Here is a 20576-nt window from a genome sequence, read left to right as displayed (position 1 = left end):
CTTCAGCCTGACAGCGCCCGCATGGGATGCTCCGTGATGCTCCACGGGCTGTTGAACATCGCTTCCAGCCCGGCAGGCGGCACGTCCTCGATGCGTGCAAAGCGCCAGCGCGGATGATTGTCCTTGTCGATGATGCGTGCGCGGATGCCTTCCACCACGTCGCCGTGCGCAAAGCTCGAACGCGTCAGATCGAGATCGCGGCGCAGAACGTCCGCCATCGCCCCTTCCGCGCGCGAGACCACTTCCAGCGATACCGCCATCGATAGAGGCGAGCGTTCGTGCAAAATGCCCACGACCTGCTCGGCCCATTCGCCTTCCGCGCCCTTCGCTTCGCGCTGCGCGGTTTCGAGCGACGCAAGAATCGCCGCCACCGTCGGCCGCGAAAAATGCCGGTCGATCCATGTGCGCGCGACCGCCAGCGCACAACCGGCCACCTCCGCCGATTCGCGCGATAGCGCCTCGGCTTGCGCCGTGCGGCGAATGCGCTTGACGATGTCGATGCCCGACATGAACGGCTCGGTCTGTAACGCGTCGAGCAGCGCGGGCCGTGCATTGCCGTCGATATAGACGTCGGCGAGGCCTGCATAAAGCGCACTCGCGGCGTCAAGGGTCTCGCCCGTCACGGCCAGATAGCGGCCAATCGCGCCGGGCGTACGGGCGAGAAACCAGCCCATGCCGACGTCGGGAAACAGACCGATGCGCGTTTCGGGCATCGCCATACGCGTCGTGCCGTCGACGACGCGCAGTCCGCCCGTGCGGTGCGCGCCCTGCGAGATCCCCATGCCGCCGCCCATCACCACGCCGTTCATCAGCGCGATATAAGGTTTCGGATAACTGAATATCGCATGATTGAGGCGATATTCCTCGATGAAGAACGTATCGATCGCATCCAGGTCTCCAGCGCGGTACGACTCGTAGAGAAAGCGGATATCGCCGCCTGCGCAGAAGGCGCGCGGATGCCGTGTATGCACGAGCACGGCGAGCACTTCCGGATCGTCGCGCCAGGCGTCGAGCGCGGCCTGTATCGCGCGGACCATCGAAGTCGAGAGCGCGTTGAGCGCCTGCGGCCGTGCGAGCTCGATAAAGCCGATGCGGTTCGTCACATGCGTGAGCACGTGTTGCCCGGCGTCGGCGGTGGACGGGTCGGTTTGCTGGGACATGGCGGTCGAGCGGCGAAATGAAAGCGCGTTGAAAACGCAGTAAAACGCATGAAAGACGGACGGGCACAACGGACAGGCATTAGCCTCGCGAGGCTATCACGTCGCGTCAGGCTGGGTTTTCTGCGTAGCGTCTGCGTCAGCGCCGGTCCCGATCCAGCCGTCCAGCGCGGCGTCGATTGCGAGCAGGCGCGACGACTCCGGCGCAAAGGCGGGACCGGCCAGCGAGAATGCGACCACGCCATGGAGCAGCGCCCACAACGCACGTGCGAGCGGTGCGGGTTCGGCGAACACGGGCGCAAACGCATCAGCGAATAACTGTGTGATCGCGGCGGCTTCATCGTCGGGCCGCGCTTCAAGCGCAGGGCCCTCTGCCCGCTCCGGCGCTCCCTGTGCACGCTCAGGCAGAAACATCAGCCGATACGTTTCGGGATGCGCACAGCCAAACGCCACATACGCGTGCGCAAGCGCATGAAGGCGCGCGCGCGTGTCGTCGATTTCGGCGCAAGGCTGGAGGCGCGCCAGCAGTTGAATGAAACCTTCGCGGCCCAGCGCCCGCGCGATCGCATCGCGGCCTTCGAAGTGGAGATAGAGCGAAGCAGGCGAATAACCGATGGCATCGGCGATCTTGCGCATCGAAAGCCCGTCGATGCCCTCGCGCGTCACGATGCGACGCGCGGCGTCGAGAATCCGCGCGCGCAAGGCCGAAACGCGCGCTTCTTTCGGTTCGACGGTGCTCATGGCGGCACCATGGCGACGGGAGCCATCGCCACCGGATCAGGACAACAGATGACCAGGCGGAAAATGGCCGCTCTTGAGCAGCACGGGGGTGCCGTTGCTCAGTTCGAGATGGGCGCGCGCAACCGCCTCGATGCGTCGACGGCCCGCGTCGAACGCCTGCATCCAGGCCTCGCGCCCCTCGGGCTGCGCGCCGAAATGGTCTTCGAGCGCTTCGACGGAAATCGCGCACGGCACGCGCGCGCCGTCAACCAGCGCAGGAAAAACCACGGTGAGATTGGAGTCGTGCCAGGACGGCGCTTCGGAAGGAAAACGGATATCCATGTCCAGCCCCGTGGGGAATTCAGCAGAAGAAAAGTCGCGCCGACCGATGACAACGGCAGCCGCCGGAGACCGCGAGCGCGCTCCATGTTACGCGCAGCGCGGCGCGCCAGGCGGCAAGTTGTGCATTCTGCATCGACGTGCGGGCGGAATCTGCGAAACTCGTCTGCGCAGCCAGGCTGACCCCTCCTTCACTTCGGATGGACGCGCACATGACCGGACGCTATTTCGACACCGATCAGGAAATCCCCGAATCGCAGGCCGCGAACCGCTGGTTCCGCTACGCCGGGGAAAACGACATCGACATCTCGCGCGCGATCAGCCTGTGGGAAGACGCGGCCACGCCCGAAGGCGAAAGCAGCCGCGAGAAGGTCGCGGGTTGCGGCGTGCGCATCGTGCCGCCGGAGCGTTGAACGGCGCGTACCTTGCGTACGCGCCCCGCGCGCTGAGTTTGCACTCAGTGCGCCTGCATCTTCGAGAACAGATTGAGCACGAGCACGCCCGCCACGATCAGACCCAGACCGAGCATGGCGGGCAGATCGGGCACCTGTTTATAGAGCGCCATGGCGACGAGCGTGATCAGCACGATGCCCACGCCCGACCAAACCGCATAGACGATGCCGACCGGCAGCGTCTTGAGCGTGAGCGAGAGGCAATAGAACGAGATGCCGTAACCGACGATGACGATCGCCGACGGCACGAGGCGCGAAAAACCGTTCGAGGCGCGCAAAGCCGAGGTGGCGATGACTTCGGCGACGATGGCGATCGCGAGAATGAACCAGGGAGAGGTGCGCATCGCGTCAGGCCCTGGCAAGCGCGAGCTGGCTGTAATCGGCGCCCAGTTGTGCGCACAGCGCCTCGACGACGAGTTCGTGATCGAGACGTTGCGGCAGCCCCGACACCGTCACCGATCCAATCACGCCCACGCCCTGAACCGCGAGCGGAAACGCCCCGCCGTGCGTCGCGTAGTCCGTGGCCGGCAAACCATGCTTGTCCGCGAGCGTGGTGCCCGTCTGCTGCAGGCGCAGGCCAATTGCATAAGAGCTGCGGCGGAAATGCTCGACCACGCGCGACTTGCGCTGCACCCAGGCGAGGTTGTCGGGCGTGGCGCCCGGCAGCGCGCACGAGAACAGCGGCAGCCCGAACGTGCGCACGTCGATGGCGACCGCGTGGGAGCGCGCGACAGCCAGTTCGCGCAGGAAAGCGCCGAGTTGCCAGGCGTGCCCGGCATCGAAACGGGGAAACACAAGCGCGTGCTCTTGCGCGGCGATCGTTTGCAGGTCGTGGGCGATGTCCATAGGTCCGTCGATATTGGGGATACGGGGCAGTCAGAAGAGACTCGGCCCCGATTCTAGCCTGGCGATATCGACGTTCAGGGCTCGCGTTGCAACGCTTCTGCAATGCGCCAGCGAGCCTTCTGCAAGCGCCCAGAAAAGAAAATGTCATAGAACGCTTGCGCTATCCCAGGATGTACCCTATAATTCTTTTCTCTGACGGACGCGGGGTGGAGCAGTCTGGCAGCTCGTCGGGCTCATAACCCGAAGGTCGTAGGTTCAAATCCTACCCCCGCAACCAAAGCTGTTCTGTCGGAAGCAATCAAGGGTTACAACGCATCGGCGTGTAACCCTTTTTTGTTTTCTGCGCCAATGCGGCACCTTCATGCCGCTGCACTTATGCGAGCGCTCCGGGTCAAGATCCCGTCATGACGCGCCGCGGTGATACACTCGCATCACCCATCCCCCTATCGTGCCCATGAAATTCTGCTCGACTTGCGGTCAGGCGGTCAGCCTGCTCGTGCCGCCCGGTGACAACCGCGAACGCTATGTCTGCGCGCACTGCGGCACCATCCACTATCAGAATCCGCGCAACGTGGTCGGCACCGTCCCGGTCTGGGAAGACAAGGTGCTGCTGTGTCGCCGCGCGATCGAGCCGCGCTACGGCTACTGGACGCTGCCCGCAGGCTTCATGGAGATGGGCGAAACGACCTCCGAAGCCGCCGCGCGTGAAACGCTGGAAGAAGCCGGCGCACGCGTCGAAGTGCAGAGCCTGTTCTCCCTGCTCAACGTGCCGCGCGTGCATCAGGTCCATCTGTTCTATCTCGCGCGCCTGCTCGACATCGACGTCGAAGCCGGTGAAGAGAGCCTCGAAGTGCGCCTGTTCGAGGAGCACGAAATTCCGTGGGACGAGATCGCCTTCCCCACGGTCGGCCAGACCCTGCGCTTTTTCTTCGCCGATCGCCAGTCGGGCAGCTACGGCCTGCACACCGGCGACGTCCTGCGCCCGCTGCGCGACGGCTGACACTGCGGCGATGGTGCCCTGGCTTACGCCCGACGAGCCGTTCCCGCCGGTCGAGCGCGCCCTGGGCGCCTCGAGCGGCGCGCCTGGGCTGCTCGCCGCCAGCGCCGATCTACTCCCCTCGCGTCTGATCGACGCCTATCGGCACGGTATTTTTCCGTGGTACTCGGACGGCCAGCCGGTACTCTGGTGGAGCCCCGACCCGCGCATGATCCTGCGCCCGGACGAGTTCAAGGTCTCGCCCTCACTCAAGAAAACGCTCAAGCGCGTGCTGCGCGATCCCGCCTGGGAAATCCGCGTCGACGACGATTTCGCTGCGGTAATGCGCGCCTGCGCCAACGCGCCGCGGCGCGGCCAGCGCGGCACCTGGATTACCGCCGACGTGATCGACGCCTATTCGAGCCTGCACCGCATCGGCGACGCGCACAGCATCGAGGCCTGGTACGAGGGACAGCGCGTGGGCGGGCTGTACGGCGTTTCACTCGGCACGATGTTCTTCGGCGAATCAATGTTCGCTTCGATCACGGATGCCTCGAAAATCGCGCTGTCAGCGCTGGTTGCGCACCTGCGCCGCAACGGCGTCGCGCTGATCGACTGCCAGCAGAACACCGCGCATCTGGCTTCGCTGGGCGGCCGCGAGATCGCGCGCAAGCCGTTTATCGCGCATGTGCGGGCCAATGTGAGCGCGCATGCGATTGGCTGGCGCTTCGACAAAACCGTGCTGGCCGACTGGCTCGGCCACGGTCAGGGCCACGCCGACAACCCTGCCGTGCCGACCGCCTGAAGCACCGCTTGCAACGCGTCGCCAGGCACGCCGACATCCCCGCGACGACCGCCAGACGTGCGCCAGGCCGCGTAATTCGATAGATGCAAGCCTGGCGTCGATGTTAGTATGCAGTCAGAACACGTCGCTTTTGCCGCCAGTTCTGGCGGCGCCCCGAGACACGCGACGTTCCGATCTGCTTCGAGAGCTGCCAACGTGACTCATCCAAACGAGCTGCCGCTTTCACCGCTTTCCGCGCTGCAATTCTATGCAACGGCGCCCTACCCCTGCAGTTATCTGGAGGGGCGCATCGCGCGCTCGCAGGTGGCCACCCCCAGTCATCTCATCAATTCCGACGTCTATACCGATCTCGTGAAAGCGGGCTTTCGTCGCTCGGGCGTGTTCACTTACCGCCCGTACTGCGACGGCTGCCGCGCCTGTGTGCCGGTGCGCGTCCCGGTTGACCATTACACGCCCAACCGCACCCAGCGGCGCACCTGGAAGCATCACGGCGAACTCGTTGCGACGGTCGCGCCGCTGCACTACGACGAAGCGCACTATGCGCTCTATATGCGCTACCAGTCGGCGCGCCACGCGGGCGGCGGCATGGACCGCGACAGCCGCGACCAGTACGAACAATTCCTGCTGCAAAGCCGGATCAACTCGCGTCTGGTGGAGTTTCGCGAGCCCGACCCGCAACATCCCGATGCGCCGGGCATCCTGCGCATGGTCAGCATGATCGACATCCTCGGCGACGGGCTGTCCTCGGTTTATACGTTCTTCGAGCCCGACACGCCGCACGCCAGCTACGGCACCTACAACATCCTCTGGCAGATCGAACAGGCGCGCAGCCTGCAACTGCCCTATGTGTATCTGGGCTACTGGATCCGCGAAAGCCCGAAAATGGCCTACAAGGCGCGTTTTCAACCGCTGGAAGGCTTGTTCGATGGTGTCTGGCGCGCGCTCGATCCAATCGGATGATCCGCCTCGGTCGGCACCCCGGATTTCGCCGATTCCAGCCCGCCCGCCAGCCGTCGCGCCTTTGTCGCTAAAATAGCGGGTTCTCATTTTCCGGCGCCCGCGCCCCCCTCCCGTGTTCAGCACCCTTTATCCGTTCGTCCGCGACCAGCTTTTCCGCATGGACGCCGAAGACGCCCACCATCTTTCCCTGCGCATGATCGGCGCTGCGGGCCGCACCGGCATGGCCGGGCTGCTCGCCTCGCGCGTGCCGGATTCGCCGCGCACCGTCATGGGCCTGACGTTCCGCAATCCGGTGGGCCTCGCCGCGGGCCTCGACAAGGAAGGCGCCGCCATCGACGGATTCGCCGCGCTGGGCTTCGGCTTTATCGAGGTGGGCACAGTCACGCCGCGCCCGCAGCCGGGCAATCCGCGTCCGCGCATTTTCCGTCTGCCGCAGGCGGGCGGCATCATCAACCGGATGGGCTTCAATAACCACGGCGTCGAGCAGTTCGTGAAGAACGTGCAGGCCGCGCGTTATCGCGGCATCCTCGGTCTGAACATCGGCAAGAACGCCGATACGCCGATCGAGCGCGCCGCCGACGACTACCTCTTCTGCCTCGAACGCGTCTATCCGTTCGCCAGCTACGTGACGATCAACATTTCGTCGCCGAACACCAAGAATCTGCGCCAGCTGCAAGGCGGCGGCGAACTCGACGCCCTGCTCGCGGCGCTCAAGGACAAGCAGCAGCGTCTGGCCGATATGCACGGCAAGCTGGTGCCGCTCGCGCTCAAGATCGCTCCGGACCTCGACGACGAACAGGTCAAGGAGATCGCCGACACGCTGCTGCGCCACAAGATCGAAGGCGTGATCGCCACCAACACCACGCTCTCGCGCGCCGCCGTGGAAGGTCTGCCGAACGCGAGCGAAACCGGCGGTCTGTCGGGCCGTCCGGTGTTCGACGCTTCGAACGAAGTGATCCGCAAGCTGCGCGCCGAACTGGGCGAGCAGGTGCCGATCATCGGCGTGGGCGGAATTTTCTCGGGCGAAGACGCGCGCGCGAAGATCGCCGCGGGTGCGGCGCTCGTGCAGGTCTACACCGGCTTCATCTATCGCGGCCCGGCGCTCGTCGCCGAGTGCGCGCGCGCGCTGGCCTCGGGCCGCGCCTGAGGCTATAGTTTCGGGCTATGTGCGGCGCATCGCGCTTGATCAGCTCGATCAGCTTGAACGGCTGCGCCGCAATACAGCAGTAAAACAAGAGGACAACAATGAAATTCGCTTTGCTCAAGAAGCTCATCGCAGTCGCCCTGGTGGGCACGTCGTTCGTGGCGGCCAGCGCCCACGCTGACGATCTGCTCGACCAGGTCAAGGCGCGCGGCACGCTGCGCATCGGTCTGGAAGGCACGTTCCCGCCGTTCAACTCGAAGGCGCCCAATGGCGATCTGGTCGGCTTCGACGTCGATATCGCCAGGGCCGTGGCCGCGAAGCTCGGCGTGAAGCCCGAGTTCGTCACGACCGAATGGAGCGGCATCATCGCCGGTCTGCAGGCGGGCAAGTTCGACGTGATCGCCAACCAGGTGGGCATCACCGACCAGCGTAAGGCCGTGCTCGACTTCTCGCCGGCCTACACGTATTCGGCAGCGCAGCTCATCGAGCGTAAGGACGACACGCGCCAGTTCAAGTCGCTCGACGACCTCAAGGGCAAGAAGCTCGGCGTTGCGCTTGGCACCAACTACATGGACATGGCGAAGTCGGTTCCCGGCATCGACGTGAAGACCTACCCGGGCGCGCCCGAGTATCTGCGCGATCTGGCCGCCGGCCGTCTGGACGCGGCGCTCAACGACCGGCTGATGCTCGCCTATCTGATGAAGAACTCGCAGCTGCCGCTGCGCGCGGGCGCGATTGTCGGCGACGGCAATCCGTCGGGCATCCCGTTCAAGAAGGGTAATCCGAAGTTCGCCAAGGCCATCGACGATGCGATGACGCAGCTCGAAGCCGACGGCACCTTCACGAAGATCTCCGACAAGTGGTTCGGCATCGACGTGACCAAGCCGGTCACGAAGTAAGGCATGTCGCGCGCGGCGCTCGCGCTGCGCGAATCAGCATGACATGACAGGCGCGGGGCGCGCATCCGGCAAGATGGCAGGATGAGCGCCCCGCGGTTTTTCCAGGCCAAGGCTGCGCAAGCCCATCATTTCCGCGTTCCCCATGCCCATTTACACGCTCATCATCCAGTCGCTGCCGGTGCTCGCGCAGGGCGCGGTGCTCACGGTCAAGTTCGCCGTGCTTTCGATGATCTTCGGGCTCATCGGCGGCGCCGTGCTCGCCCTCATGGGCATCAGCTCGAACCGCGTGCCCGTGTTCATCGCGCGCGTGTACGTGAGCCTCATGCGCGGCACGCCGCTGCTGGTGCAGATCTTCGTGATCTATTACGGCCTGCCGAGCATCGGCATTTCGCTCGACCCCACGCCCGCGGGCGTGATCGCGCTATCGGCCAACGTGGCGGCTTATCTATCGGAAAGCATGCGCGGGGCGATTCTCGGCATTCATCGCGGCCAGTGGCTCGCGGCCTATAGCCTGGGCCTGTCGCGACGCCAGACGCTGCGCTACGTGATCGCGCCGCAGGCGCTGCGAATCGCCGTGCCAAGCCTCTCGAACAGCCTCATCAGCCTCATCAAGGACACCTCGCTGGTGTCGGTCATCACGGTGACGGAACTGCTGCGCAGCGCGCAGGAAATCATCGCCTCGACCTACCAGCCGCTGCCGCTCTATCTGGCGGCGGCCGCGATCTACTGGGTGCTGTGCCAGGTGCTTGAATGGATCCAGCACTGGTACGAGAAGCGCCTTGCGCTGCCCTCGCGCCACTGAGCTGCACCTGAGCTACAAGTGAGCTGCACCTGAAGAACGGCGGTCATGGCGACCGCCGTTTTCATTTCACCGCGCCCTTCCTCACTCGCAGTCGAAACGCAGTCCAAGCGCCTCGCGCGCGGCATCGGCCATGGCGATCATGCGGCGCGACGTCTCGTGCGGCATCACCGGACTTTCCAGCGCACCCGCGCGCAGCAGCTCGCAGAAATGCGCGGTTTCGTAGTTGAGGCCACCGCCTTCGAACGGTTCGTCAAGCTCGACCGTTCGGCCATCGACATAACGGATGGTCGCGCGCACCGGGTTCCACCAGTTCGCGTGGATCGTCACATTGCCCAGCGGCCCGGCCAGCAGCGCATCGCCGAAGCCATGCAGATCCAGCCCGCAAAACAGCTGCGCGATGCCGTGCTCGTGCTGGCAGTTGAGGCTTGCAAACGTATCCACGCCCGTCGCGCCCAGCCGCCCGAAGGTCTGCACCTCGCGCGGTGCGCCCAGCCAGTCCACCGCCAGAAACATCTCGTACACGCCGATATCGAGTAGCGCCCCGCCCGCGTGCGCGAACGAAAACGATGGATGATCGGCCGGCACATTGGCCACCGAACAGCCCGCGCGTACGAGACCGATCGGACCGATGGGATCGGCTTCGAGATGGGCGCGCAAGGCGCGATAGAGCGGATAGAACGGCGGCTTCATCGCCTCCATGAAGAGGCGCTTCGCGTCGCGCGCGGCTTGCAGCACGCCGTCGAGTTGCGCGGCGTTGACGGTCGCGGGCTTCTCGCACAGCACCGGCAAGCCCGCCTGCAAGGCGGCCGTCGCATAGTGCGCGTGGCTGTCCTGCATCGTCGCGATATAGACGGCGTCGATGCCGCTCGCGAGCAGTGCCTCGAAGCTCGCACATGCGCGTGCGCCGAACTCGGCCGCCAGCGCCTGGGCTGGCTCGGGGCGGCGCGACCAGACGGCGCTCACGCGCGCGCCTTCGACATGTTCCACGCCCTGCGCAAAACGCCGCGCGATGCGGCCCGCGCCCACGATGCCCCAACGAATCGTGCCGGTTTCAGCGATATCGCCCATGTCTCTCGTCTCTCTTTTTGCGGATGGCGGACCCCGCCGCGCAACGCGCGGCAAGGCAAAGAGACGCACGATACTGGCTCGCGCGCGCGAAGGCAAACGCGCGCACGCGCAAACGCACGCCGCGCGCTCCCGGTCAAGGGCACGCGCGGCGGGTGTTCGACAAACCGGCGAAAGATGCGAGCAACGTAGGCAGATGTGCGCGTCAAGCGGCGCGATTCGACTCCGCCGCCTCCGGCGCGAACGCCCGGTTCAGTTCGTCGGCGGTGTAGGCGATCATCGCCGCGGCGGCCGCCTGCGCATCGCCCGGCGAGCGGCGCTCGATGGCCTCGACCACGCGCCCGTGTGCGGCGACCACATTGCTCCAGCCGTCGGGACGCTGGCTCAGGATCGGATTGACGATGGTGAGCGCCCCGCGCACGATCGCCGCCATCTGCTGATAGAACTGATTGCCGCTCGCCGCGAGAATACGCGTGTGCAGCAATGAGTCGGCGGCCTGGCAACCCGAGTCGCCCGGGCTCGCCTGATGAAGCGCATCGAAAGCATCGCGAATCCCGGCGATATCCGCCGCGGTCGCCCGTTCGGCCGCCAGTGCGCACGCCGCCGGTTCGATCAGCGTGCGAAATTCGATCACGTCGCGCAAAAAGGTTTTGTCCGGCTTCGCGCGAAAACGCCAGCTCACGACGTCTTCGTCGATCATGCGCCAGTCGCGCATCGGCCTGATGCGCGTGCCGATCTTGGGCCGCACGTCCAGCATATGGCGCGCAAGCAGCATGGACAGCGCTTCGCGCATGACCGTGCGGCTCACGTCGAACTCCTTCGACAACACGTCCTGCGGCGGCAGGATCGCGCCATAACGCTCTTCGACGATGCCCGAAATCAGGCCATCCATGACCTTGCTCACGAGTGAGCGTTCCTTGTTGTTCCCCAGTTCCATGACCCCTCCCCCCGATGGCGTTAATCGCCCTGTTTGCCGGTTACTGCGTGGGCCCTCGTGCTTCGTCGAACTCATGCGTACGTTGCCATGCTAATTGCATAAAACGTAAGCCAGGATATCTCCTGACGCAAATTTCGCGTGACAAATGCCCAGCCTGTACAAGTTCTTCGTGATTCGGCCCTTCGGTTTCCCGAATTTCGTCTTATGAAGTTATTCGTTGTCTTTTCGTAAGCAGTCTGTATGAAGCAAAGACTGACTTAGCGATGCTTACGGTTGCCTTGTTATTGCTTTATCGTTATTTGCTGCATCTTTTTTGTGTGCATATGCAGTCATGTGCCTATGCGAAGGCGCGCGCGCCGACCGGTCCAGTCAGCGCTGCGCAGCCGTACGTCCGTATTGGTCTTCGAAGCGCACGATGTCGTCCTCGCCCAGATAGCCGCCCGACTGCACTTCGATGATTTCGAGCGGCGTCTTGCCCGGGTTTTCGAGCCGGTGCTTCACGCCCAGCGGGATATAAGTCGATTCGTTTTCAGAGATCAGGAAAACCTCGTCGCCGCGCGTGACGCGCGCGGTGCCGCGTACGACCACCCAGTGCTCGGCGCGGTGATGATGCATCTGCAGCGACAGCACGCCGCCTGGCTTCACGACGATGCGCTTGACCTGGAAGCGCTCGCCGCGGTCCACCGAGTCGTAGCATCCCCAAGGCCGTTCGACGCGGCGATGGTGCTGGACCTCTTCGCCGCGCTGCGCCTTGAGCTTGCCGACGATCGCTCGCACGTCCTGCACGCGATCCTTGGCCGCGACCAGCACCGCGTCCGCCGTCTCCACCACCACCACGCTATGCACGCCCACGCAGGCGACCAGCCGCCCGTCCGAATGCGCGAAGCTGTCGGTCGAGTCTTCGAACAGCACGCGGCCGCGCGCAACATTGCCGCTCGCGTCCTTGTCCGACACCTGCCAGACGGCATCCCAGGCGCCCACATCCGACCAGCCCGCCACCAGCGGCACGACCACGCCGGCCAGACGCGCATCGGCGCCAATCGATTCCATCACCGCGTAGTCGATCGAGTCCGACGGGCAGCCTTCGAAGGTCGCCGCGTCGAGGTGAACCGCGCCGTCCGCATCGACGCGCGCAAGCTCGAACGCCTGGGCGCAGAGCGTCGCAATCGCGGGCCGGGCGCGCGCGATCGCGGCCAGCCATACCGAAGCGCGCACCACGAAAATGCCGCTGTTCCACCAGTAATCGCCTGAAGCCACATAGGCCGCCGCGACTTCGGCGCTGGGCTTTTCCACGAAGCGCTCGATCGTGCGCGCGCCGCTCGCGCCGAGCGTGGCGCCCGCATAGATGTAGCCGTAGCCGGTTTCCGCGCGCTGCGGCGGCACGCCGAGCGTCACGATGGCGCCACGCGCCGCGTAGCTCACGGCGTCTTCGAGCGCAGCGGCGAACGCCGTGCGATCCGCGATCAGATGATCGGCGGGCATGGCGATGAGAATCGGATCGCAGTCGACCGGCGCTGCCTGATCGGTCGATGCGTTGACATGCGCGGCCTGTGCGGCAAGCGCCGCCACCGTGAGGGCCGGCGCGGTATTGCGCGCGTGCGGTTCGAACACGACGTGTGCACGCTTGCCGCTGCGGCCGAGCCGGTCGGCGGTCATATGGCGCAGTTCCTCGCTGCTGACGACGAGCGGCGCGGCCTTGCGGATGGGCGCGTCGGCGGGAGCGCCTGCGCGGGCGTAAAGACCGTCGAGACGGCGCACGGTCGCTTCGAGCAGCGACTCGCCGTCGAGCAGGTCGATCAGCTGTTTCGGACAGTGCTCACGCGAAAGCGGCCACAGACGCGTGCCCGATCCGCCGGCGAGCACGACTGGCTGCACGACGAGCGCAACTTCGGGTTCATTGGCTACGGCAATCAGGCCGGCCGGTGTGACGAGCTGGTTCATGCGCAAAGCTCCCCGTTGGAATCTGGTATTGGGTTGGCGCGGGCGAGGAGCGGCGCTTAACCGGATCTCGCTGGTTCATGCACACGCGCTCCCTCGTTGTCGGACTCCATTGAAGCAAAGGCCGCCCGTCCAATCTGTACGCATACCCACACTGACCGAGCGCTGGCGCACGGCGGCCGCGTGGCGCCCCTGAGCACACTGGCGACGAAGCAGGACAGACAGACCGGCCGGACAGTCGAACCAACGGCGCGCAACACCGGACAAGGATCGTTGTGAGGACAACCGCCGCTCGATCGCCGCCCGCGAGTGCGGGCGCGCTCGCGCAGGCAAACAGGGCGGACTCCGTGCGCCAGGACACACAACGTAACGTGACGCGCCGTAACGCGGTCATGTTTCACGGGAGAACGTTTCTGGCCAGATCAGCCGCAGCGCAACAGCAATGAATCAGATTCGAACGCTATGCGGTACGCACAGGCCCCACCACAGGGGGTCGCCATGCAGCATGTTTCAACCTGGAGTCATTTTCGACATACGGCTTTCTCCCACCACTTATCCCATATAAATCAATGATTTAGCGCATTACAAATTGCTCAGTCCATTGGCTGCCCCCGCGCGCGCGTCGTACAGATTTGAAACAAAAACGCGGACTTGCCTGGGCGCGCTCCGACCGTAACGTCCGCGAAACCGCGTAGTGGCGTGCTTTGCGACCTTCTGGCACACACCCTGCTTAGTGAGGAGCGCCACACAAGGCGTCACGCAAACAAATATCGCGAACGCACTCGGGACTATGGGGCCGGCACGACGAACGAATAGCCGCTACGGGAAGCGGCAAACAACAACCGATTCGGCGACCGGAATGACAAGACGGAAGGCAGCGCAAGCGCCTTCACACGAGGACCAAATCATGTTGACCCTTCAATCGGATCTGCACGGCAACCATTTGCTCGGCGCACTGCCGTCGCATGAATGGCAAGCACTCGCACCGCATCTCGAACTCGTCCATCTGCGCACCGAACAACTCCTCTGCGATTCCGGCCAGCGCATCCATCACGTCTACTTTCCGACCACGGCCATCATCTCGATGCTCTCGACGATGGAAGACGGCAGTTCCGTGGAAATCGCCGCTGTGGGCCGCGAAGGCATGACGGGCGTGCCCGTCCTGACGGGCGGTGAAACCATGCCGAACCGCGTGCAGGTGCAGTGCGCGGGCTTCGCCTATCGCATGAGCGCACAAAGCCTGAAACAACAGTTCGCGCGCTCGGACTTCCTGCGCCGCCTGATGCTGCTTTACATGCACGCGCTGCTCACGCAGGTCGCGCAAACCGCCGCCTGCAATCGCCATCACTCGCTGAGCAAGCAGCTGTGCCGCTGGCTGCTGATCGAGGTGGATCGCGTGGCCTCGAACGACCTCACGGTCACGCAGCAGCTCATCGCCGATATGCTCGGCGTGCGCCGCGAAGGCATCACGGAAGCAGCCGGCAAGCTGCACGATGAAGGTTTGATCCACCACAGCCGCGGCCGCATCCGCGTGCTCGACCGCGAAGGCCTCGAAGCCCGCGCCTGCGAGTGCTACGGCCTCGTGCGACGCGAGTTCGACCGCCTGCTGCCGCGCCTGCGTCAGGCCGAAACGGTGGAATAAGACGCGGAAGCCCGGCCGGGGCTGCTGTGCAGTGGTCCTCGGCCCCGTTTCTCGTGTGTGTGTGTTTTATTTTGCAAAGCGTTCCGGCAGCGGCGCGCTTTGCCTTTTCTTCGCTTTTTCTGGCGGTTCTGGGGGTTTGATCTCGCGCGCATGGCATGCCTGATGATCAGGAATCCATATCAATCGGCGCGCACTTTCACCCACAGGATGCAAGCAAACGGCAGCGTCACGCACTGCACGCCGCCGTTGCTGCTGCTTCAATCAAACCGTCAAACCTTCAAGCTACCAGACCATCAGGCCTTGTAGTCGACGCGCTCGACGCCCGACTCGCCGCCCAGCAGGCAGAAGTCTGCGCCACGTGCGGCGAACAGACCCACGGTCACCACGCCCGGCCATGCATTGACGTGCGCTTCGAGCGTGCGCGGATCGCTGATGCGCAGGCCCTTCACGTCGAGAATCTCGTTGCCGTTGTCGGTGATGAAGGGCGAGCCGTCCTTCTGCACGCGCAGCACCGGCACGCCGCCGAGCGCCGTCACGCGGCGGCCGATGGCCGTACGCGCCATCGGCACGACTTCGATCGGCAGCGGGAACTGGCCGAGCACGTCCACGCGCTTGCTCGCATCGGCGATACAGACGAACACTTCCGACACCGACGCCACGATTTTCTCGCGCGTGAGCGCGCCGCCGCCGCCCTTGATCATCGCGCCCGATGCGTCGATTTCGTCAGCGCCGTCTACGTAGACGGGCAGCGATTCGATTTCATTGAGGTCGAAAATCTTGAAGCCGTGCGATTCGAGCCGCGCCGTGGTGGCGATCGAGCTGGACACCGCGCCGCGATAGCGGCTCTTGCTGGCAGCCAGTGCGTCGATGAAACAGTTCGCGGTCGAGCCGGTGCCGACGCCGATGATGGCGCCTTCCGGCACGTTCGCGTTGACATAGTCGGCGGCGGCCTGGCCGACCAGTTTCTTGAGTTCGTCTTGAGTCATGATGGGTACTGCCCGAGGAGAGGAAACGCGGAAAACGCATAGTTTACCGGAGTTACGGGCCGCCCTCGCCGGTAAACCCCGCGCCTGCCGCATTCAGACAACACGGCAGGCATACCCTCAAGGCGCCGTTTCGCTCGCGCCGGGCGGCACGGGCGCGCTGTGATCGACGTATTTGTCGAGCAGCGCCTGGGCGATCGCATCGGTTTGAGCGTCCGGCGTGCCGGAATAGTCGCGCGGACGGAAATGCATCTGGAACGCGGCGAACACGCGGCGCGTGCGGTCGTCGAGCACACCGTCGGTGGCGACGTCGTAGCCATAGCGCGCGAGTTTCAGTTGCAGACCGCGCACGTCGGCGGGCGCATCGGGCGCGCGGCCCGCGAGATCGGCCTTGACGGTGGCGTCGTCGGGCCAGGCGCCCACGCCCGCGTCGTAGAGCTGCTTCCACGGGAAGGCCGCGCCCGGATCGATCTTGCGTTGCGGCGCGATGTCGCTATGCCCCACCACGCGCGTGGGCGGAATGCCGTAGCGCGTGACGATGTCCTTCGATAGCGCGATGATCGCCGCCACCTGATCGGGCGGCCAGGGCGCCCACGTGCGGCCTTGCGGCGTATCGTGCGGCCCCGAGTTGACGTTTTCGATGCCGATCGACGCCGCATTCAGCTCAGTCGTGCCTTGCCATTCGCTCACGCCCGCATGCCACGCGCGCTGCGATTCGGGCACCAGTTGCAGCACGACGGGCTTGCCGTCGCGCAGCGGCGGATGCTCGGGCACGAGGTAATGGGCGCTGACGTTCTGGCCCGTGAGCGCGTCGAGCGAGGCCGGCTCGTCGCCTTCCGTGTAATGCAGCACGAGGAAACGGATGCGCGAATCGGCGCTGCGCGCGTGGAATTGCGAATCGGCAATGTAGCCGCCGCGATCGGCCATCGTGGCGGGCGCGCAGGCCACGAGCGCGAGCGCGCCGGCAACCGAAACCAGCGCCGCACGTCCTGCGCGAGGCATCGTCTTCATCGTGCTTCGATCGACGACGATTAACGCGCGGCGCGCTGGCGCACCGCTTCGAACAGGCACACGCCCGACGCCACCGACACGTTCAGGCTCTCGACCGTACCGGCCATCGGAATCTGCATGATTTCGTCGCAGGTTTCGCGCGTGAGACGGCGCATGCCCTCGCCTTCGGCGCCCATCACCAGCGCGACCGGACCGTCGAGCTTGGTCTGGTACAGGCCGGTAGGCGCATCGCCCGCCGTGCCGACCACCCACACGCCCGCTTCCTTCAACTCGCGCAGCGCGCGCGCCAGGTTGGTGACGGTGATGTACGGCACCGTGTCGGCTGCGCCGCTCGCCACCTTTGCGGCGGTCGCGTTCAGACCGACGGCGCGGTCGCGCGGTGCGATCACGGCGTGCGCGCCAGCGGCATCGGCCACCCGCAGGCAGGCGCCGAGGTTATGCGGATCGGTCACGCCGTCCAGCACCAGCAGCAGGGGCGAGCCTTGAATGCCGTCGAGCAGTTCAGCCAGATTCTGCGCCAGCGCCAGATCGTGCACGCGCGCCACCACGCCCTGATGGCGCTCGGTGTGCGCGAGACCCCACAGGCGCGTCTCGTCGGCGGCGATGGCACGCACGCCGGCTTCCTTCGCGGCGTGCAGGAACTCCTGCATGCGGCGATCGCGCCGCGACGGATCGTAATAAATATCTTCGACCGTGGACGCGTCGTGCCGCATACGTGCGGTCACCGCATGAAAACCGTAAAGAACCTTGAGACGTGACATGACTGGAACTACCCCTGATAAACGGTTCGCGGCGCATCGAAGGCGCCGCGAACGAGTGATATTGCGCCGGTGCGCCGGATGATTCCGCGCACCGGGTCACGACGGGCGAACGCTGGATGAGCAGCGAACCGCGCGCCGTGGATACAGCTTTAGCGCTTCTTGCGCACCGGCGACTTCTTGGCCGTGGGCTTGGACGGCGCACGCTTCTTTGCCGTCTTGGCCGCACCGCGCGCCGCGCGCGCTTCCTTCACCGCGACGCTTTGCTGCGGCGCGGCCTTCTTGCGCCGCACATCGTCGGCGGCGAGCGGCATCGGACGAACGCGCGCCCCGCCGCTTTCCGCCGCGCCGCGCTCCTGCTGGCCCTGCTGGCCTTGCGCGCCGCGATTCGCAGCAGGCTTGACCGGCGTATCGCGCACCAGACGGAAATCGATCTTGCGAGCGTCGAGATCGACACGGCTCACCTGCACACGCACGCGATCCGACAAACGATAACGAATGCCGGTGCGCTCGCCGCGCAGTTCGTTCTTGATGTCGTCGTACTGGAAGTAATCGGAACCGAGTTCCGTCACGTGCACCAGACCTTCGATAAAGAGCGAATCGAGCTGCACGAAGATGCCGAACGAGGTCACGCCGCTGACCATGCCGCCGTATTCCTCGCCGAGCTTGTCGCGCATGAAATAGCACTTGAGCCAGGCTTCGACGTCGCGCGAGGCTTCGTCGGCGCGGCGCTCGTTGGCCGAGCAATGCAGACCCAATTCTTCCCAGATCGCCGTGTTGGCGCCGCGAGCACGCTTGCCGCGCTTCTCTTCGTCCTCGGCCTGCATGGCGCGGGCACGCGGCGAGAGCGCCGTGTTGAGGTCGACGCCTTCGGGCGCAGCCGGCTGATACTTCTTGCCTTGCAGGATCGCGTAGATCGCGCGGTGCGTGAGCAGGTCGGGATAGCGGCGGATCGGGCTCGTGAAGTGGGCATACGCCTCATACGCGAGACCGAAGTGACCGATATTGTCCGGGCTGTAGACGGCCTGCTGCATCGAGCGCAACAGCATGGTCTGCAGCATCTGCGCATCCGGACGGTCGCGGATGTGCGCCATCAGCGCCGCGTAGTCGCTTGCGTGCGGCGTGTCGCCACCGCCCAGCGAAAGACCCATGCCGCGCAGGAAGGTACGCAGGTTTTCGAGCTTTTCCGCGCTCGGGCCCGCGTGCACGCGGTACAGGCCCGGGTGCTTGTTGCGCTTCATGAAGTCCGCGGCGCAGACGTTGGCCGAGAGCATGCACTCTTCGATCAGCTTGTGCGCATCGTTGCGCTGGCGCGGCACGATCTGCTCGATCTTGCCCTGCGCGTTGCAGACGATATACGTTTCGGTCGTATCGAAGTCGATCGCGCCACGCTTCTGGCGCGCCGCGAACAGCGCCTTGTAGACGCCGTAGAGATTCTGCAGCTGCGGCAGCAGCGCCGCGCGGCGCGTGGCCTCCGGACCCTTGGTGTTCTTCAGGACCGCCGCGACTTCGGTGTACGTCAGACGCGCCGCCGAGTGCATCACACCCGGATAGAACTGGTACGCCTTGATCTCGCCGCGCGCGGTGATGACCATGTCGCAGACCAGCACGCAGCGATCCACGTGCGGATTGAGCGAACACAGACCGTTCGAGAGCTTCTCCGGCAGCATGGGAATCACGCGGCGCGGGAAGTACACCGAGGTGCTGCGCTCGATCGCGTCCACGTCCAGGCCACTGCCCGGCAACACGTAATGCGAGACGTCGGCGATCGCGACCAGCAGACGGTAGCCCTCGCCCTTGCCGACCTGCATCGGCTCGCAATAGACGGCGTCGTCGAAGTCGCGCGCATCTTCGCCGTCAATGGTGACGAGCGGCACATCGCGCAGATCGACGCGGTAACGGATATCGGTCGGGCGCACGGCGTCGGGCAGCTTCGCGGCATCGGCGAGCGCTTCCTTGCTGAACTCGTGCGGCACGCCGTACTTGCGCACGGCGATCTCGATTTCCATGCCGGGATCGTCGATATCGCCGAGCACTTCCACCACGCGGCCAAGCGGCTGCGAATGACGGCTCGGGAAATCGGTGAGCTCGACCACCACGACCTGGCCAGGTTTGGCCTTCTTCGGGTTCTGCGTGACGAGGATGTCGTGGCCGATGCGCTTGTCTTCGGGCGCGACGATCAGCGCGCCGTTCTCGTTGAGCAGACGGCCGATCACGCGGCGGTTCGCGCGGTCCGTGACCTCGACAATATGCCCTTCCGGGCGACCACGGCGGTCATAGCCGACGATGCGCGCGAGCACGCGGTCGTTGTGCATGACCTTCTGCATCTCGCCTTGCGGCAGGAACAGATCGTCCTGGCCGTCGTCGCGGATCAGGAAGCCATAGCCGTCGCGATGGCCCTGAACGCGGCCCGCGACAAAGTTGGAAGGATGCGCGAGTTGATAGTGGCCGCGCTGATCGAGCCTGATCTGCCCGTCGCGCTCCATCGCGGCGAGCCGCCTGAAGAACCCTTCGCGCTCCTGGCGCTTGATCGCGAGCGCCTCGGCGATATCGTTCGCGGTGCAGGGCGATTCGCTGGTCCGCAGCACGCCGAGGATTTCTTCGCGGCTGGGAATCGGGTACGGATATTTGCTCAAGGGCTTGTCGATTTTGGTTCTCGTTGCGTGGACGTCGGATATCGCGCGGATCGTGGCTACAACAAAACGCGCCGCGCCCCGGTCTTCGTATGCTGCAACATGCGGCTGATGCAGTTGGCGCGCACCTCACTCTGTGCGGCGCGCTACGTATACTGCTGCGAGGCATTCTAACACCCGCGCCGCACCCGACAATCCAGCGCGCAGGCCGGTGAGCGCGCGTTGACGATGTGCGGTTCGCGGCGTGCGTGCGAAGTCACCTCTTACAGAGCGATGGAACAGCAACCGAACATCGTCGCAAAAGAATTTTGCAATCATGTGTTGACAAGCTCTACAGATGCGCTAGAATCTCGTTCTCTGCTGCACGACACAGCGCAGCAGCAAGTAGTAAGCGACACCTTGCCCAGGTGGCGGAATTGGTAGACGCACCAGGTTCAGGTCCTGGCGGTGGCAACACTGTGGAGGTTCGAGTCCTCTCTTGGGCACCAAGATTCATGAAAAAAGCCAGC

20 protein-coding genes and 2 tRNA genes are annotated in these 20576 nt (G+C 65.0%); 10 read left to right on the top strand and 12 right to left on the bottom strand.

The features are described from left to right. Positions 1–2 precede the first annotated feature (2 nt). The 3 genes from F3J17_RS26430 to F3J17_RS26420 all read right to left on the bottom strand — a co-directional run bounded on the left by F3J17_RS26430 (position 3) and on the right by F3J17_RS26420 (position 2219). Entirely contained in the window at positions 3–1160 is a 1158-nt protein-coding gene (locus F3J17_RS26430) for an enoyl-CoA hydratase/isomerase family protein (RefSeq protein ID WP_167066091.1), read from the bottom strand. A 96-nt stretch (positions 1161–1256) separates the two neighbouring features. After that, a complete protein-coding gene (locus F3J17_RS26425; RefSeq protein ID WP_167066088.1) occupies positions 1257–1898 on the bottom strand; it encodes a TetR/AcrR family transcriptional regulator in 642 nt (213 codons plus the stop codon). Between the two features lie 36 nt (positions 1899–1934). Continuing rightward, positions 1935–2219 carry a DUF1488 domain-containing protein gene (locus tag F3J17_RS26420; protein ID WP_167066085.1) on the bottom strand — a complete coding sequence of 95 codons (285 nt, stop codon included), beginning with the start codon at positions 2217–2219 and terminating at the stop codon, positions 1935–1937. Between the two features lie 209 nt (positions 2220–2428). Here F3J17_RS26420 and F3J17_RS26415 point away from each other — a divergent pair, with 209 nt between their 5' ends. Further along, positions 2429–2629: a hypothetical protein gene (locus tag F3J17_RS26415; protein WP_167066082.1), complete on the top strand. Its 201-nt coding sequence runs from the start codon at positions 2429–2431 to the stop codon at positions 2627–2629. 44 nt (positions 2630–2673) lie between these two features. Here F3J17_RS26415 and F3J17_RS26410 read toward each other — a convergent pair whose 3' ends face one another. After that, positions 2674–3012: a multidrug efflux SMR transporter gene (locus F3J17_RS26410; protein WP_167066080.1), complete on the bottom strand. Its 339-nt coding sequence runs from the start codon at positions 3010–3012 to the stop codon at positions 2674–2676. Between the two features lie 4 nt (positions 3013–3016). Beyond that, a complete protein-coding gene (locus F3J17_RS26405; protein WP_167066077.1) occupies positions 3017–3514 on the bottom strand; it encodes a heme-degrading domain-containing protein in 498 nt (165 codons plus the stop codon). 200 nt (positions 3515–3714) lie between these two features. On the opposite strand from F3J17_RS26405, the gene F3J17_RS26400 reads away from it, so the two are divergent. From F3J17_RS26400 to F3J17_RS26370, 7 genes are all read left to right on the top strand, one after another. Beyond that, positions 3715–3791 (top strand) — tRNA-Met (locus F3J17_RS26400). A 177-nt stretch (positions 3792–3968) separates the two neighbouring features. Further along, positions 3969–4514 (top strand): NUDIX hydrolase, encoded by a 546-nt coding sequence (locus F3J17_RS26395; RefSeq protein ID WP_103705872.1) that lies wholly within the window; start codon positions 3969–3971, stop codon positions 4512–4514. 10 nt (positions 4515–4524) lie between these two features. Next, a complete protein-coding gene (aat, locus tag F3J17_RS26390; protein WP_167066074.1) occupies positions 4525–5295 on the top strand; it encodes a leucyl/phenylalanyl-tRNA--protein transferase in 771 nt (256 codons plus the stop codon). A 195-nt stretch (positions 5296–5490) separates the two neighbouring features. After that, positions 5491–6255, top strand: a complete 765-nt coding sequence (locus F3J17_RS26385; RefSeq protein WP_167066071.1) for an arginyltransferase — start codon at positions 5491–5493, stop codon at positions 6253–6255. A 112-nt stretch (positions 6256–6367) separates the two neighbouring features. Further along, entirely contained in the window at positions 6368–7402 is a 1035-nt protein-coding gene (locus F3J17_RS26380; RefSeq protein WP_167066068.1) for a quinone-dependent dihydroorotate dehydrogenase, read from the top strand. 98 nt (positions 7403–7500) lie between these two features. Further along, positions 7501–8298, top strand: coding sequence for a transporter substrate-binding domain-containing protein (locus F3J17_RS26375; RefSeq protein WP_167066065.1), 798 nt, complete (start codon positions 7501–7503; stop codon positions 8296–8298). Between the two features lie 142 nt (positions 8299–8440). After that, positions 8441–9100, top strand: a complete 660-nt coding sequence (locus F3J17_RS26370; RefSeq protein ID WP_167066062.1) for an amino acid ABC transporter permease — start codon at positions 8441–8443, stop codon at positions 9098–9100. An 81-nt stretch (positions 9101–9181) separates the two neighbouring features. On the opposite strand, the gene F3J17_RS26365 is transcribed toward F3J17_RS26370, so the two are convergent. The 3 genes from F3J17_RS26365 to F3J17_RS26355 form a co-directional block, all read right to left on the bottom strand. Further along, positions 9182–10168 carry a Gfo/Idh/MocA family oxidoreductase gene (locus tag F3J17_RS26365; protein WP_167066058.1) on the bottom strand — a complete coding sequence of 329 codons (987 nt, stop codon included), beginning with the start codon at positions 10166–10168 and terminating at the stop codon, positions 9182–9184. A 202-nt stretch (positions 10169–10370) separates the two neighbouring features. After that, a complete protein-coding gene (locus F3J17_RS26360) occupies positions 10371–11102 on the bottom strand; it encodes an FCD domain-containing protein (RefSeq protein ID WP_167066055.1) in 732 nt (243 codons plus the stop codon). Positions 11103–11471: 369 nt separating this feature from the next. Beyond that, positions 11472–13043, bottom strand: coding sequence for a mannose-1-phosphate guanylyltransferase/mannose-6-phosphate isomerase (locus F3J17_RS26355; RefSeq protein ID WP_167066052.1), 1572 nt, complete (start codon positions 13041–13043; stop codon positions 11472–11474). A 904-nt stretch (positions 13044–13947) separates the two neighbouring features. Here F3J17_RS26355 and F3J17_RS26350 point away from each other — a divergent pair. Beyond that, a complete protein-coding gene (locus F3J17_RS26350; RefSeq protein WP_103705863.1) occupies positions 13948–14682 on the top strand; it encodes a Crp/Fnr family transcriptional regulator in 735 nt (244 codons plus the stop codon). A gap of 293 nt (positions 14683–14975) precedes the next feature. Here the strand turns inward: F3J17_RS26350 and rpiA are convergent, their stop codons facing one another. The 4 genes from rpiA to rnr all read right to left on the bottom strand — a co-directional run bounded on the left by rpiA (position 14976) and on the right by rnr (position 20070). Further along, positions 14976–15668, bottom strand: a complete 693-nt coding sequence (gene rpiA, locus F3J17_RS26345) for a ribose-5-phosphate isomerase RpiA (RefSeq protein WP_167066049.1) — start codon at positions 15666–15668, stop codon at positions 14976–14978. Positions 15669–15785: 117 nt separating this feature from the next. Further along, positions 15786–16676 (bottom strand): N-acetylmuramoyl-L-alanine amidase, encoded by an 891-nt coding sequence (locus F3J17_RS26340; RefSeq protein WP_275692925.1) that lies wholly within the window; start codon positions 16674–16676, stop codon positions 15786–15788. Positions 16677–16696: 20 nt separating this feature from the next. Continuing rightward, positions 16697–17437, bottom strand: coding sequence for a 23S rRNA (guanosine(2251)-2'-O)-methyltransferase RlmB (rlmB, locus tag F3J17_RS26335; protein WP_167066046.1), 741 nt, complete (start codon positions 17435–17437; stop codon positions 16697–16699). A gap of 149 nt (positions 17438–17586) precedes the next feature. Beyond that, a complete protein-coding gene (rnr, locus tag F3J17_RS26330; protein WP_167066043.1) occupies positions 17587–20070 on the bottom strand; it encodes a ribonuclease R in 2484 nt (827 codons plus the stop codon). 398 nt (positions 20071–20468) lie between these two features. Here rnr and F3J17_RS26325 point away from each other — a divergent pair. Next, positions 20469–20555 (top strand) — tRNA-Leu (locus F3J17_RS26325). Positions 20556–20576 lie beyond the last annotated feature (21 nt).

The organism is Burkholderia sp. Ax-1719, from assembly GCF_011753055.1.
Classification (GTDB): domain Bacteria; phylum Pseudomonadota; class Gammaproteobacteria; order Burkholderiales; family Burkholderiaceae; genus Paraburkholderia.
This window is presented reverse-complemented; position numbering and strand designations above follow the sequence as displayed.